Source organism: Streptomyces sp. H27-D2, assembly GCF_035828615.1.
Taxonomy (GTDB): domain Bacteria; phylum Actinomycetota; class Actinomycetes; order Streptomycetales; family Streptomycetaceae; genus Streptomyces.
The window spans coordinates 1-14089 of sequence record NZ_JAYMZR010000009.1; the positions used below are offsets into that span (position 1 = coordinate 1).

Consider the following 14089-nt stretch of genomic DNA (forward strand, 5'->3'; position numbering starts at 1 on the left):
GCCGAGAGCGGAGCCGCCTTCGGCAAGGACAACCGCCTCACCAGCCTCGGCGGCCGCTCCTTCACCTACGACCAAGACGGCCAACTGCAGTCCGACGGCCTGCGCGACTACACCTGGAACGCCCGCGACGGCGAGTGCGAGCACCTGGTGGGCACCCGACACCCCCGAGCCGCAGTAGACGCCGACTTGCGCGCGGGAGGTCGCGCCCAGCGCCTCGAAGCGGCCGGCCAGCTCCGCGGCGGGCAGGAAGCCGCCGGTCGCGGTGACGTTCTCCGCGGTGGGGGCGCTGATCGCGCCCGGGATGTGGCCGCCCACCCGGTCGATCGGCTCGACCTCGCCCCGGTAGCGCTCGGCCGCGCGGGCGTCGAGGAGCCGGCCGGTACGGGCCAGCGCCGCCGCGTCGTCCGCGGTGAGCAGCGGCAGCGCTCCGGGGGCCGGGACGAAGTCGCCCCCGGCCGGGGTGACGCGAGCGGTGGACAGCGCGCCGCCGGCCGCGGTCCAGGCGGCGAGGCCGCCGTCGAGGACGCGTACGTCGGGGTGCCCCGCCCAGCGCAGCAGCCACCAGGCGCGGGCCGCCGCCCAGCCCTGACCGCCGTCGTACACGACGACCGGGCGGGCCGCGCTCACCCCCGCGCGGCGCATGGCCGCGCCGAAGGCGGCCGGGTCGGGCAGCGGGTGCCGGCCGGCCGGTCCGGGCGGGCCCGCGAGTTCGGTGTCGAGGTCGACGTAGGCCGCGCCGGGGAGGTGCCCGGCCTCGTACGCGGGCCTTCCGGGAGGACCCCCGTGCTGCCAGCGGACGTCCAGCAGGAGCGCGCTCGAGTCGCTCTTGAGTTCGGATGCGGTGATGATGGCGTTCATGGGGCCTATCTTTGCGTAGTGGCGCAGGTGCTGAGTGTGTTGCCGGGTATCCACCATTTGGCGGAGCGGCAATGAACAGCAATGAGGCCGAAACGGATGCGAAATGTGAAACCGGACATTCTCCTGCGGCGACGCGGGAAATGCGGCGCGGCCGGGGGGCGCGGCGCGGCCGGTGGTGCGAGCATCTGCACGGATGCCCCGCCCCGCAGATCGGGGCGTGGTCCGCACGACCACCCCGATGGTCCGAGGAGAGAGTGACGATGACCGAGGCAGCGACTCGGCGCACACCGGGCACACCCTGCTGGGTGAGCCTGATGGTGCACGGACTGTCCGCCACCCAAGACTTCTACCACGCGCTGTTCGGCTGGGAGTTCCAGCCGGGGCCGGAGCATCTCGGCCCGTACGTACGCGCGTTGCTCGACGGCCGAGAGGTCGCCGGGATCGGTGAGCTGGCCCCCGACCGACACCTCTCGGTCGCCTGGACCACGTATCTGGCGACCGACGACGCGGACGCCAGCGCGGAGCGGATCAGGTCGTGCGGGGGCACCGTCGGCGTCGGCCCGCTCGACGCCGACAACGCGGGGCGGATGGCTCTCGCGTCCGATCCGCAGGGGGCGTTGTTCGGCGTCTGGCAGGCGTGCGGGCACGGCGGCACGAAGGTGTTCGGCGAGCCCGGCTCGCCGGTCTGGAACGAGTTGGTGGCCCGCGAGACCTCGATGGTCGGCAAGTTCTACGAGGCGGTGTTCGGCTATGAGTCGGAGACCGTCGTGTCGGCCGACTCCGACCACCTCACGCTGCGCCTCGACGGCCGGCCGGTGGCCGCGATCCACGGGGTGGGCCGGGCGCTGCCGCGCGACCGGGGCGCGCACTGGATGACGTACTTCGAGGTCGCGGACACCGACGCGGCGGCCCGGCGGGTCGTCGAGCTGGGCGGTCAGGTGCTGCGGGCGCCGCGCGACGAGGCGACGGGGCGGCAGGCCGTCGTCGCGGACCCGGAAGGCGCGGTCTTCAGCGTGGTGCGGTCGAGTCCCCGGCCGGACTGACCCGCGCGTCGACCGGCAGGACGTCGGGTGACAGCGCGGCGGCGCGGGCCGCCGCCGCGGTCATCCGGCGGCGGTGGTGACGGCGGCACAGGACTTCGTAGCCGATGTCTGCCCCGAGGTCGGCCGCGCCGGCGTCGAACGAGTTGACGTCGCCCACCACGACCTGGGCCCCCTCGACGACCATCCGCCCGCCGGCCGTCCGCGCGTTGTGGGTCGCACGGGCGCCGCACCAGCAGAGCGCCTCGACCTGGAGCACCTCGACCCGGTCGGCGAGTTCGACCAGCCGCTGGGAGCCGGGGAAGAGCTAGCTGCGGAAGTCGGTGGTGATGCCGAAGGCGAAGACGTCGAGGTCCACGTCGTCCACGATCCGGGCCAACTGGTCGATCTGCTCGGGGGCGAGGAACCGGGCCTCGTCCGCGATGACGTAGTCGGCCCGGCCGCCGGCGGTGAGATGGCCGACGAGGTGCGCGTAGAAGTCGAACGCGTCGTCCGCCTCGATCGCCTCGGTGACCAGGCCGAGCCGGGAGGAGAGCTTGCCCGCGCCCGCCCGGTCGTTCCGGGTGAAGATCATCCCTTGCAGGCCGCGCGCCGAGCGATTGTGCTCGATTTGCAGAGCGAGAGTGCTCTTTCCGCAGTCCATCGTTCCGGAGAAGAACACAAGCTCAGGCATGAGAGCCGCGGGGCCTTTCGTACGGCGGGTGAGGCGGGCAACGGTGGTGCGCGGGGGCGGTCGGGACGGGTGGGGGCGGAGCGTCAGGAGCGTACTTCGAGGAGCGGCACGAGCTGCTCGCCGGGGACCATCGAGCCGTGCAGCCCGACCATGCTGGACTCCCCCGGCTCGGTGCGGCTCGCGATCACCGCGATGTCGTCGCGGGCCACCGCGATGACGTCGCCGATCCGCCCGAGCACCCGCGCGTCGACCCGCGGGCCGAACCAGCCCAGGTCGACGGCGTCCTCGCGGGTGGCCACCCACATCTGCTCGCCGAGCACCTCGCTCCAGACGGTGAAGACATCGGCGGCGGCCCCCGGGACCGCGTAGACGTGCCGCGCGCGGGCCTCGCCGCCGAGCAGCGCTACGCCCGCGCCCAGTTCCCAGTCGTCGTCGTAGTCGATCCGGGAATCGGGGTCGAACGGTATGTCGATCATGCCGTGGTCGGCGGTGATGTAGAGCGCGGAGCGCGGCGGGAGCTGCTCGGCGAGGCGCTGTGCGAGCCGGTCGACCATCATCAACTGGCCGCGCCAGGCGTCCGAGTCCACGCCGTAGCGGTGGCCCATCGAGTCGAGTTCGCTGTAGTACGTGTACACCAGCGTGCGGTCGGCGGCGCCGAGCCGGTCGGCGGCCAGGTCCATCCGCTCGTCGCCGGTCAGCCGCCCGTGGAAGGCGCCGCCGGACAGCGCGACCTTGGTCAGCGGGGTGTGCTGGAAGGTCGGCGCGGAAACCTGGCAGGCCGCGACCCCGGCGGCGTCGGCCAGTTGGAAGACGGTGGGGTGCGGCTGCCAGACGTGCGGGTCGGTCCAGGGCTGCCAGCGGAGCTGGTTCATCAGCCGTCCGGTGGCCGGGTCGCGGACGGTGTAGCCGGCCAGGCCGTGGCTGCCGGGCGGCAGGCCGGTGCCGACGGAGGCGAGGGAGGTCGCCGTGGTCGACGGGAAGCCCGCCGTCATCGGGCGGCCCGTGCCGTTCATCGACGTGTGCATGAGCGAGGTCAGGAAGGGGGCCTCGTCGGGGTGCGCGCGCAGCAACTCCCAGCCCATGCCGTCCACCAGGAAGACGCACACCCGGTCGGCCGGCGCGAGCTCCAGGCCGGTGGCGGGCATGCCGGGCAGCGCGAGCCCGGCGGCGGCGGCCGGGATCAGGTCGCTGAGCGAGCCGCTGCCGTAGCTCGGCACGGGTGCGGTGCGCGGGTCGAGCGGGGCCGGGTCGTGCGATCCGGGGCCGACGGTGAGGGGCTGGGCCATCGGTCAGCGGCCGGTGGCCGCGGTGGCCTCGGAGAGGGCCTGCGAGAAGGCGAGGGTCTGCCGGACGCTGTCCGGCCCGTCGCCCGCCTCGCTGACGCGCAGCGAGAGGTCGTCGGCGGTCGAGGAGCCGGTGTAGCCGTGGTCGGCCTCGCAGTTGGGGTCGCCGCAGGCGGCGGGCTCCAGGTCGAGGCGGCTGACGGCGCCCCAGCCGATGGTCAGCACCACTTCGCGGGGCAGCGTGCCCGGGGTGTACGACTCGGGGTTGGCGACGACCCGGCTCAGCACGACCGAGGAGATCCGCCCCAGCTTCACGGACTCGGTGGAGGTGGTGGCGTACGGCGAGGGCGAGGTGTCGTCGGCCGCCTGCTCGTCGGTGTGGCTGACGATGAAGCGGTTCTCGGTGATCACCAGGACCGTGACATGGCGGCGGACCTCGTTGGAGTCGAAGGTCGTCTCCTGATGAACCAGGTACGAACTGACCGGCTCACCTCCCACGGCGGCCTCCACCGCCTCGGCCACGAGGGTGGGGTAGTAGCCACTGCGCTCGATAGCCGCGCGCAGCCCCTGGGTCGTCGTACCGGTCTTCGCCATGACTCCCATCCTACGGGGCTTATGGGGCAGAGCCTCCGGGTGTGGAGACGGAACGCTGAGCGGGACGCTGCGCGGGGCTTGGCCGGGACATAGGGGGTGTGATGGAGCGGGTCGGGGCTGGGGGTGGTGGTCTGGGCAGCCGCGAGCGGCGGGCAGCGGGCGCGGGCAGCCCGGCGGGGCGGCGTTCCGGGCCGGCGGGGGCGGTTCCGGGCGACTGCCCGGCGGGGGCGGGGGCCTTACGGGCCGACGCGAGCGGCGGACGCGGGCGCGGGCAGCGGCGGACGCGGGCGCGGGCAGCGGAGGACGGGCGCGGGCAGGCGGCCGGAGCGCGGCCGAGCGCCAAGGCGTCAGTAAGCCGGCAGGCGGCGGGGGCCGAGGTCGTCGCGGGCCGGGGGGCGGGCCAGTCGGACCGAGGCGCCGAGCACGGCGACGCCGTGCGGTGCGACGACCACCGGTTCGAGGTCAACGGTGACCACCTCGGGGTGGTCGTCGACCAGCCGGGAAACCCGCAGCAGCAGTTCTTCCAGCGCCGCCGTGTCGACGGGCTGCGAGCCGCGCCAGCCGAAGAGCAGCGGGGCAGTGCGGATGGAGCGGATCAGCTCGGCCGCGTCCCGGTCGGTGGCCGGGACCAGCCGGTGCGCCGTGTCGCCGAGGAGTTCCGAGGGGGCTCCCGCGAGGCCGAAGGACAGCACCGCGCCGACGGCGGGGTCGATCGCGGCCCGTACGACGGTGTCGACGCCGCGCGGGGCCATCGCCTGGACGACCGGCCGCAGCTCCTCGGGCTTGCCGAGGTGCTCGGTCAATTCCAGGTACGCGCGGCGCAGTTCCGCCTCGCTGGAGAGGTCCAGCCGGACGCCGCCGAGGTCGGCGCGGTGGCGCAGGTGCGGAGCGGTGGTCTTGAGGGCGACCGGGTAGCCGAGGCGCGCGGCGGCGCGGGCGGCCGTGTCGGCGTCGGGGGCGGGCAGTGCGGTCCGTACCGCGATGCCGTAGCGGCCGAGCAGGGCGGCCGTCTCCTCGGTGGACAGCGGGACCGTGCGGCGGCCGGTGCCGTCGGCGGGCAGATCGCTGTCGGCCGTGGCGGGCTCGCCGTGCACGCCGAGCATCGCGATGATGTCCGCCGCCGCGGCCTGCTCCTCGATGTCCTCGTACTCGGGTACCCGCCCCGGTTCGGCGGAGTGCCTGCGCCACTGGGCGTAGCGGACGGCCTCGGCGAGTGCCCGTACGGCTCGCTCGGCGGCCGGATAGGCGGGGATCGGCGGCAGGAACGCGCCGCGCCGCGCGGGCGGGACCTGCGGCATGGGCGGGAACGCCGGATTCGGAGGCATCGGCGGCAGACGCGGCATCGGCGGCGTGACGGGCTGCGGCCTCGCGGCCGGAGTGCGGTCGGCGGGGCCGGGGTTCGCGTCCCGGGTGGGTGCCGGCTCCGGAGCGCGCGCGGGTTCCGGGACCTCGGGGGCCGCCGCCGGGGCGGCGAGCGCTTCCGCGAGGCCGTCGATGGCCAAGTGCACGACGGTCACCGGCTTCGCGGACCAGGCCGCGGCTGCGCGCAGGGCGGCGGCGAGGACATCGGGCGTGCCGGTCGCCGCCGCGCTGCCCTCGGCGACCATCGGGATGGCGTTGACGACTACGGCGTCGCAGGCGGTGTTCGCGAGGGCCTCGAAGAGCGCCGCGCGGAAGTCGTCGGGGGTGGCCGCCACGTCCAGGACGTGCGGCGGCAGCGGCCGCAGCCCGTCCGTGAGGCACGCGTCGTAGGTGAGCAGGCCGAGCGACTCGGAGTTGCCGAGGATCGCGACGCGCGGCCCGGCCGGCAGCGGCTGGCAGCCGAGCAGCAGTCCCGCGTCGACGAGGGCGGTGACGGTGTCCACCCGGATGACGCCGGCCTGCCGGAACAGCGCGGAGACGGTGGCGTCCGGGATCCGGTTGGCGGGCACCGCGTGCCCGGCCGGGGCGCTGCCGCTGTGCCGGGCGCCCTTGACGACGACGACCGGTTTGACGGCTGAGGTGCGCCGGGCGAGCCGGGTGAACTTCCTCGGGTTGCCGATGGATTCGAGGTACATCAGGACGACATCGGTGTGCGGATCCTCGTACCAGTACTGAAGGAGGTCGTTGCCGGAGACGTCGGAGCGGTTGCCTGCGGAGACGAATGTCGAGATGCCTGCGATGCCGGCGAGGCCCGCGTCGTCGGCGTCGTCGGCGAGGCCGACGGGGGCTGCGGGGGCAACGGGGGCCGGGTCGCCCGCAGCGCCTAGGTCGCCCGCGCCACCTGGGTCGGCCAAGGCACCCGCACCGGCCGGGTCGCGCGCAGCGCCCGGGTCGCCCGCAGCGCCCGGGTCGCCCGCAGCGCCCGGGTCGCCCGCGCCACCTGGGTCGGCCGGGGCTCCCCCGCCGGACGTCCCGGCCGCGCCGCCCGCATCCCCCAGATCACCCGCGCCGGACGTGCCGCCCGCACCGGCCGGATCGCCCGCATCCCCCAGGTCCCCCGCGCCGGCCGAGGCGTACGCGCTGCCCCAGCCGACAGCCACCGCTTCCCCGGTGCCCGCCGTCCCCGTAGCGCCCCCGGCCCTCGTGCTCCCCGTGGCTCCCGCAACCCCCGTGAGTCCTACTGCCCCCTTGAGCCCCACCACCCCCACGGTGCCCACGCTCCCGCTGGAGCCACCAGAACCCCCGGGGCCGCGTCGTTGGAGGCCGCTGAGCAGGGCGATGCCGATCGCGCCGGACTGGGTGAAGAGTCCGATGCGTCCGGCCGTCGGCATCTCGGGCGACAGTGAGGCGTTGAGCCGGGCCCCGGCCGCCGTGTTGATGACGCCGAAGGCGTTGGGGCCGATGATCCGCATGCCGTACGAGCGGGCCTGGCGGAGCAGTTCGCGCTGGCGGGCGCGGCCCTCGGGGCCGGATTCGGCGTAGCCGGTGGAGACGATGACCAGGCCCTGGACGCCGTGCTCGCCGCAGTCGGCGACGACGGCTGGCACCTGTTCGGCGGGGACGGCGATGACGGCGAGGTCGACCGGTTCGGTGATCTCGCGGACCGAGCGGTAGGCCCGCGCCCCTTCCGGGTCGAGCCGGGTCAGCCCTTCGGGGAAGGCCCGGTTGACGGCGTGCGCAGCGCCGGTGAAGCCGGAGCCGAGGACGTTGCCGAGCATGCTGCGGCCGACGCCGCCGGGGGCCCGTCCGACGCCGATGACCGCCACCGAGCCGGGCGCGAGCAGCCGCTGGACCGAGCGGGCCTCGGCGCGCTGCTCACGGGCGCGCATCACGGCGAGGGACTGATCGGTCGGTTCGAGGTCGAATTCGAGGTGGACGACGCCGTCCTCGAAGCTGCGCTTCTGGGTGTACCCGGCGTCCGTGAACACCTTGATCATCTTGCTGTTGGCGGGCAGCACCTCGGCGACGAAGCGCCGGATGCCGCGCTCGCGGGCGACGGCCGCGATGTGTTCGAGGCTGGCGGACGCGACGCCGCGGCCCTGGTGGGCGTCCTGCACCAGGAAGGCGACCTCGGCGTGGTCGGCGGGCGCGGGGGCGGGGCGTCCGTTGCCGTCGATGCGGTCGAAGCGGACGGTCGCGATGAACTCGCCGCTGATGGTCACCGCGAGCCCGACCCGGTCGACGTAGTCGTGGTGGGTGAAGCGGTGCACGTCGCGGTCGGAGAGCCGGGGGTACGGTGCGAAGAAGCGGTAGTACTTCGACTCGTCCGACACCTGTTCGTAGAAGCTGACCAGCCGTTGGGCGTCGTCGGCCGTGATGGGCCTGATCCGCGCGGTGCCGCCGTCGCGCAGCACGACGTCGGCTTCCCAGTGAGTCGGATAGACGTGCTCCGCCGGGGTCTGCATGGTGCCAGGGTACGGGCCGAGGCCGCGCGGGCCGGGCTCGCGGAGCCGGGTACGGCGGGGCAGGGTGGGGGCCGAGGCCCCTGCCGAAGCACCGCGTCGGCCGTGAGAAGCTGGTCTAGACAACTGATACGACCTGAAGGGTTACACCATGGTTGAGCGCCGCGTCACCGTCGGCTGGGCCGAGGGCCTGCACGCCCGGCCCGCCTCGATCTTCGTCCGCGCGGCCATGGCCGCCGGCGTCCCCGTGAAGATCGCCAAGGCCGCCGACGGCACCCCGGTCAACGCCGCGTCGATGCTCGCGGTGCTCGGCCTGGGCGCCCAGGGCGGCGAGGAGATCGTTCTCTCCACCGAGACCGAGGGCGCGGACGCCGCGCTCGACCGGCTGGCGAAGCTGGTCTCCGAGGGGCTGGAGGAGCTTCCGGAGACCGTCTGAACCACGGGCCTCCCCGAACACATCGTCTTCGAACACGGCGTCTTCAAACACAGCGTCATCCGCGGCGGGACCGCGGCAACCGGTTGAGCAGTCATCGCATCCGGTCGCCGCGGTCCCGTCGTTCGCGCGGACGGAGACCTTCGCGCGGACGAAGACCGAGGCGGCCCGTCGCTTCTCCGCCGGCCTCGCGGCGGTCTCGTTCTTCAGCCGGCCCTCGCGCCGGTCGCGATCCGGGCCCCGCCTTCCGGATCTCCCGACGTGCTCTTCCGCGCGGCCCGATTCCCCGCCCGGCCCGCTTTATCGCCGGAGCCGCCACCGCCGCCGCCATCGCATTCCGTATTGCGCGCGCGGGAATTGCCGAAAGAATTCCCCTCCCGCTGTATACGGGACCGCTGTTAAATTCGGCCGCGTCCTGTGTGTGCGGAAGGTTTCAAAGAACTCACCGCCGCCCGCCGGGGCCGGTACGCGGCGAGCGAGCGCTCCAGCCGCGCGCTGACGACCGCGCGGGCCCGCGCCGCGTCGCCCCGGGTCACCGCGTCGACCAGCGCGCCGTGCTCGTCCCAGGTCCCGACGGCTCGCGCCGGCGGCTCCGGCGGGTACATCCAGTCGGCCTTGCGCCGCAGTTGGGTGAGCAGCGCGGCCAGGCCGGGACTGCCGGACGCCCCGGCCAGGGTCTCGTGGAACCAGCCGTCCAGGGACCGCAGATCGCTCAGCTGCCCCAGCCGCGCCCGTTCCCTGCCCAGCCGGACCAGCCCGCGCAGCACCTTGAGGTGCGCCTCGGTGCGCCGCTGAGCGGCCCGTGCGGCCCCCAGCGGCTCCAGCAGCGCGCGGACGTCCAGCAGGTCGGCGGCCTCGCGTTCGGTCGGCTCGGCGACGCAGGCGCCCACATGCCGACGGGACGTCACGAAGCCCTCGGTCTCCAGGACGCGCAGCGCTTCGCGCACCGGGACCCGCGAGACGCCGTAGCGCCGGGCGAGCAGTTCCTCGACGAGACGGCTGCCGGGGGGCAGGGTTCCGGAAACGATATCGTCGCGGATCGCGCCGCACACCGAGTGTGCGGAAATACCGCGGCCGGCCATCGCGAACCTCCGTCTTAATCCCCGCGAAACGCGGTTGATCAGCGCCAGTTCACCGACTCTATGACACGCGGCGGGAAATTCCGATAGCGCAGTGGAATTGACGGCTCCATGGAGAAACGCCGAAGCCCCGGCCGGGGCCGGGGCTTCGGTGTCGCGATCGCTGTCGCGGACTCTTCGGTCGGACGAGTCCGACGGTCGTACAAGTCATGCGGGCCGTACGGTCAGACGCTGACGCCGTGCGAGCGGAGGTAGCCGATCGGGTCGATGTCCGAGCCGTACTCCGCACCGGTGCGGGCCTCGAAGTGCAGGTGCGGCCCTGTGGTGTTGCCGGTGTTGCCGGACAGGGCTATCTGCTGGCCGGCGGTGACGCTCTGGCCGACCGTGACGCTGCTGGACGACAGGTGGCCGTACTGCGTGTACGAGCCGTCGTTCATCTTGATGACGACGTTGTTGCCGTACGCGCCGCCCCAGCCGGCCTCGACGACGGTGCCCGCGCCGACGGCGTGCACAGCGGTGCCCGACGCGGCGTGGAAGTCGATGCCGGTGTGGCTGCCGGAGGACCATGCGCCGCCGGATGCCTTGTACTGGGTGGAGACGTACGAGCCGGAGATCGGCGAGACGTAACCGCTGCCGTTGGGCTTGATCGCCGTACGGCCCTCGGAGCGAGCGGCGCGGGGCTCGGCCTGACGCGCCTTCTCAGCCTTGGCCTCGCGGGCTTCCTTGGCCTTCTCCGCCTTCTCGGCGGCGGCCCTGCGCTTGGCCTCGGCGGCCTTCTTCGCGTCGGCCGCCTGCTTCATGGCGTCGGCCTCGGCCTTTTCGCGGGCCTGGGTCACGTCCGCGGCACTGTGCTGGACGGTGGCCTGGTCGTCGAGGTTCTGAGCCAGCGTGCCGTCGATGACGATGGCCTGCTGGAGGCCCGTCTGCTCGACCTTCGGCACGGAGTTCTCGGCCGCGATGGCCGGAGAGGCGACGGCGCCGACGACGCCGGCTACGGCGAGGGTCGCGATGCCCGCGGCGTTCGCACCGGTTCGCACGGCGCGGTTCGGGCGGCGGTGCTTGCCGTTGGCACGGATGAATGCCATGAAGTGGCGGTTCCTTTCCTTCCTTCTCGCCTACCGGGTTAGCTGACGGGTTCGGAGCAGGAAGGTCTCCTACGGGCCCCTCCGGAGAGGCGCCCGATTCACCCCAGGGACTGATTGGGTCCCCGGCTCCCCAGGCTCGCGCCTTCGGGGGACTCGGCGATGACTGCCCGGTGCCGCTGATGCGACGGGGGTCTGACGGGCAGCCGCACCGACGCTAAACGGGACATCTTTCAAACGGCAAACAAATCCGGGTTTTTGTCGCGCACGCCACACATGTTTGACACAACCGACCCCAACAAAGCGGACAAAAGCCCGGATCCCGGCAAGCCGAGGGCTCGCCGGGATCCGGGGGCGCGACGGCTTCACAGCCGCACTTTCACCGCTTTACGGTGATTCGCACCCTTAGCCGGTGACCACCCGCACATCGCCGATGCCGAGCTGCTTCACCGGCTCCTCGATCACCGAGGCGTCGCCGACCAGGATCGTCACCAGCCGGTCCACCGGGAACGCGTTGACCACGGCCGCGGTCGCCTCGACCGTGCCGGTCTCCACCAGGCGCGCGTACAGCTGCGCCTGGAAGTCGTCCGGGAGCTGCTGCTCGACCTGGTCCGCGAAGGTGTTCGCGACGGCCGCCGCGGTCTCGTACTTGAGCGGGGCGACGCCGACGAGGTTCTGCACCGCGATGTCCCGCTCGTCGTCGGTCAGCCCGTCGGCGGCGAGTCGGCGCAGCACCTGCCAGGCGTCCGCGAGCGCCGGTCCGGTGACCTCGGTAGCCACCGAGCCGCTGATCGCGAGCATCGCCGCGCCGCTGCCGTCCGGCGCCGAGCGCAGCACCTGGCCGTACGCCCGTACGCCGTAGGTGTAGCCCTTCTCCTCGCGCAGCACCCGGTCCAGCCGGGAGGTGAGGGTGCCGCCCAGGCAGTAGGTGCCGAGCACCTGGGCCGGCCAGACGCGGTCGTGCCGGTCCGCGCCGATGCGGCCGATCAGCAGTTGCGTCTGGACCGCTCCGGGACGGTCCACGATGACCACCCGGCCGGTGTCGTCGGCGGTGACCGGCGGGGCCGGGCGGGGCTCGGCGGTGTCCCCGGTCCACTCGCCCAGGGTGTCAGCGAGCGTCACGTCCAGATCCACACCCGTGAGGTCGCCGACGATCACGGCGGTCGCGGTGGCGGGCCGCACATGCGCGTCGTAGAAGGCGCGCACCGCACGCGCGTCGATCCGCTCGACGGTCTGCTGGGCGCCCTGCCGGGGGCGGGACATCCGGGACGTCTCGGGGAACAGCTCGGCGGACAGCGCCATCGCGGCCCGCCGGGCGGGGCTGGCCAGCTCGTGCGGGATCTCGTCGAGCCGGTTGCCGACCAGCCGCTCGATCTCGCTTTCGGCGAAGGCGGGGGCGCGCAGGGCGTCGGCGAGCAGGCCGAGCGCCTTGTTCAGCCGGGAGACCGGGACCTCCAGGGAGACCCGGACCGCCGGATGGTCGGCGTAGGCGTCGAGCGTCGCGCCGCAGCGCTCCAGCTCGGCGGCGAACTCCTCGGCGGAGTGCTTGTCGGTGCCCTCCGTGAAGGCGCGGGACATGATCGTGGCCACGCCGTCCAGGCCCTGCGGCTCGGCGTCGAGCGGCGCGGCGAGGCTGATCTCGACGGCGGCGACCTGCTGGCCGGGGCGGTGGCTGCGCAGCACGGTCAGGCCGTTGGGCAGGGTGCCGCGCTCGGGGGCGGGGAAGGCCCACGGGGTGGGCGCGCCGGCCTGCGGGCGCGGGTGGAACGTCATCGTGTCGCTGCCGGGCACGCCGGCCGCGCTGGTGCTGGTGCTGGTCGTAACGTCGCTCACTGACCCGCCTCTTCCTGCTCGTTCTCGTTCCCGTTCCCGTCGGAGGCGGCGTCGGCCTCGGCGGCGCCGGTCGGCTCGTACGCGAGCACCGCGCGGTTGTCCGGGCGCAGCCGGGCGGCGGCGACGGCCTGTACCTCGTCCGCGGTGATGTCCAGGACCCGGCCCACGGCGGACAGCGCGAGCTGCGGGTCGCCGAACAGCACGGTGTAGCGGCACAGTTCGTCGGCGCGGCCGGCGACCGTGGCGAGCCGGTCCAGCCACTCGCGCTCCAACTGCGCCTGGGCCCGCTCCATCTCCTCGGGGGTCGGTCCGTCGGCCGCGAACCGGGCCAGCTCCTCGTCGACCGCCGTCTCGATGTCGGCCACCTCGACGCCGCCGGACGCCTTGACGTCCAGCCAGCCGAGCGAGGGGGCGCCGGCCAGCCGCAGCAGGCCGAAGCCGGCGGCGACGGCCGAGCGGTCGCGGCGCACCAGCCGGTTGTGCAGCCGGGAGGACTCGCCGCCGCCGAGCACGGTCAGCGCCAGGTCCGCGGCGTCGGCCTCGCGGGTGCCGTCCTGCGGCAGCCGGTAGGCGGACATCAGGGCGCGGGCCGGGACGTCCTCGCGCAGCTCCTCGCGGAGCTCCTCGCCGATGACGTCCGGGAGCGAGCCGTCGCGCGGCGGCTGCTTGCCGTCGTGCGAGGGGATGGTGCCGAAGTACTTCTCGACCCAGGCGAGGGCCTGCCCGGGGTCGATGTCGCCGACGACCGAGAGGACCGCGTTGTTGGGCGCGTAGTACGTACGGAAGAAGCTCCGCGCGTCCTCCAGGGAGGCCGCGTCCAGGTCGGCCATCGAGCCGATCGGGGTGTGGTGGTAAGGGTGGCCCTCCGGGTAGGAGAGAGCGGTCATCTTCTCGAACGCCGTGCCGTAGGGCACGTTGTCGTAGCGCTGGCGGCGCTCGTTCTTGACGACGTCCCGCTGGTTCTCCATGCCCTCGTCGTCGAGCGAGGTGAGCAGGCTGCCCATCCGGTCGGCTTCGAGCCACAGCGCCAGCTCCAGCTGGTGCGCGGGCATGGTCTCGAAGTAGTTGGTGCGCTCGAAGCTGGTGGTGCCGTTGAGCGAGCCGCCCGCACCCTGCACCAGTTCGAAGTGGCCGTTGCCCGGCACGCTCGCGGAGCCCTGGAACATCAGGTGCTCGAAGAGGTGAGCCAGACCGGTACGGCCCTTGACCTCGTGGCGGGAGCCGACGTCGTACCAGAGGCAGACGGCGGCGACCGGGGTCAGGTGGTCCTCGGAGAGCACCACGCGCAGACCGTTGGCGAGCCGGTGCTCGGTCGCTGTCAGGCCGCCGGAACCGGCCTGTTGCGTGGCCGTGTGACCCATGGGCATGTACGTCCCTTCGATCGCGTGCT

At 73.5% G+C, this 14089-nt stretch carries 10 protein-coding genes, 1 pseudogene and 1 riboswitch; of the genes and pseudogenes, 2 read left to right on the forward strand and 9 right to left on the reverse strand.

Annotated features, from left to right (window positions below; all coding sequences use genetic code 11):
• On the reverse strand, positions 1-858 hold an 858-nt coding region (locus QMK28_RS05735; protein ID WP_326435892.1), incomplete at its 3' end, for a sulfurtransferase.
• 260 nt (positions 859-1118) lie between these two features.
• Between QMK28_RS05735 and QMK28_RS05740 the strand changes: the two genes are divergently transcribed.
• Positions 1119-1901 carry a VOC family protein gene (locus QMK28_RS05740; protein WP_326435893.1) on the forward strand — a complete coding sequence of 261 codons (783 nt, stop codon included), beginning with the start codon at positions 1119-1121 and terminating at the stop codon, positions 1899-1901.
• On the opposite strand, the pseudogene QMK28_RS05745 reads toward QMK28_RS05740, so the two are convergent.
• The 4 genes and pseudogenes from QMK28_RS05745 to QMK28_RS05760 all read right to left on the reverse strand — a co-directional run bounded on the left by QMK28_RS05745 (position 1867) and on the right by QMK28_RS05760 (position 8275).
• A pseudogene (locus tag QMK28_RS05745) lies at positions 1867-2571 on the reverse strand (thymidine kinase). The gene QMK28_RS05740 and the pseudogene QMK28_RS05745 sit on opposite strands and share 35 nt — an antisense overlap.
• An 83-nt stretch (positions 2572-2654) precedes the next feature.
• Positions 2655-3857, reverse strand: coding sequence for an alkaline phosphatase family protein (locus QMK28_RS05750; protein WP_326435894.1), 1203 nt, complete (start codon positions 3855-3857; stop codon positions 2655-2657).
• Positions 3858-3860: 3 nt separating this feature from the next.
• Positions 3861-4448 carry a DUF5998 family protein gene (locus tag QMK28_RS05755; RefSeq protein WP_326435895.1) on the reverse strand — a complete coding sequence of 196 codons (588 nt, stop codon included), beginning with the start codon at positions 4446-4448 and terminating at the stop codon, positions 3861-3863.
• 347 nt (positions 4449-4795) lie between these two features.
• The gene (locus tag QMK28_RS05760; protein ID WP_326435896.1) at positions 4796-8275 is read right to left on the reverse strand and encodes a bifunctional acetate--CoA ligase family protein/GNAT family N-acetyltransferase; all 3480 of its coding nucleotides are present in this window, start codon (positions 8273-8275) and stop codon (positions 4796-4798) included.
• A 148-nt stretch (positions 8276-8423) separates the two neighbouring features.
• Between QMK28_RS05760 and QMK28_RS05765 the strand changes: the two genes are divergently transcribed.
• Positions 8424-8708 (forward strand): HPr family phosphocarrier protein, encoded by a 285-nt coding sequence (locus tag QMK28_RS05765; RefSeq protein ID WP_326435897.1) that lies wholly within the window; start codon positions 8424-8426, stop codon positions 8706-8708.
• 395 nt (positions 8709-9103) lie between these two features.
• Here the strand turns inward: QMK28_RS05765 and QMK28_RS05770 are convergent, their stop codons facing one another.
• The 4 genes from QMK28_RS05770 to QMK28_RS05785 all read right to left on the reverse strand — a co-directional run bounded on the left by QMK28_RS05770 (position 9104) and on the right by QMK28_RS05785 (position 14060).
• A complete protein-coding gene (locus QMK28_RS05770; protein WP_326435898.1) occupies positions 9104-9787 on the reverse strand; it encodes a GntR family transcriptional regulator in 684 nt (227 codons plus the stop codon).
• A 221-nt stretch (positions 9788-10008) separates the two neighbouring features.
• Positions 10009-10869: a M23 family metallopeptidase gene (locus tag QMK28_RS05775; protein WP_326435899.1), complete on the reverse strand. Its 861-nt coding sequence runs from the start codon at positions 10867-10869 to the stop codon at positions 10009-10011.
• Positions 10870-10882: 13 nt separating this feature from the next.
• Positions 10883-11038: riboswitch (cyclic di-AMP (ydaO/yuaA leader) on the reverse strand.
• Between the two features lie 233 nt (positions 11039-11271).
• The gene (locus tag QMK28_RS05780) at positions 11272-12639 is read right to left on the reverse strand and encodes a M16 family metallopeptidase (RefSeq protein WP_326435972.1); all 1368 of its coding nucleotides are present in this window, start codon (positions 12637-12639) and stop codon (positions 11272-11274) included.
• Positions 12640-12695: 56 nt separating this feature from the next.
• On the reverse strand, positions 12696-14060 hold the full coding sequence (locus tag QMK28_RS05785; protein ID WP_326435973.1) for a M16 family metallopeptidase: 1365 nt from the start codon (positions 14058-14060) through the stop codon (positions 12696-12698).
• Positions 14061-14089 lie beyond the last annotated feature (29 nt).

Excerpts from the sequence above, each read along its gene's own strand:
- QMK28_RS05775 (WP_326435899.1), bottom strand. The coding sequence starts at position 10,869 with ATGGCATTCATCCGTGCCAACGGCAAGCACCGCCGCCCGAACCGCGCC.
- QMK28_RS05785 (WP_326435973.1), bottom strand. The coding sequence starts at position 14,060 with ATGGGTCACACGGCCACGCAACAGGCCGGTTCCGGCGGCCTGACAGCG.
- QMK28_RS05750 (WP_326435894.1), bottom strand. The coding sequence starts at position 3,857 with ATGGCCCAGCCCCTCACCGTCGGCCCCGGATCGCACGACCCGGCCCCG.
- QMK28_RS05760 (WP_326435896.1), bottom strand. The coding sequence starts at position 8,275 with ATGCAGACCCCGGCGGAGCACGTCTATCCGACTCACTGGGAAGCCGAC.
- QMK28_RS05755 (WP_326435895.1), bottom strand. The coding sequence starts at position 4,448 with ATGGCGAAGACCGGTACGACGACCCAGGGGCTGCGCGCGGCTATCGAG.
- QMK28_RS05740 (WP_326435893.1), top strand. The coding sequence starts at position 1,119 with ATGACCGAGGCAGCGACTCGGCGCACACCGGGCACACCCTGCTGGGTG.
- QMK28_RS05765 (WP_326435897.1), top strand. The coding sequence starts at position 8,424 with ATGGTTGAGCGCCGCGTCACCGTCGGCTGGGCCGAGGGCCTGCACGCC.
- QMK28_RS05780 (WP_326435972.1), bottom strand. The coding sequence starts at position 12,639 with ATGACGTTCCACCCGCGCCCGCAGGCCGGCGCGCCCACCCCGTGGGCC.
- QMK28_RS05770 (WP_326435898.1), bottom strand. The coding sequence starts at position 9,787 with ATGGCCGGCCGCGGTATTTCCGCACACTCGGTGTGCGGCGCGATCCGC.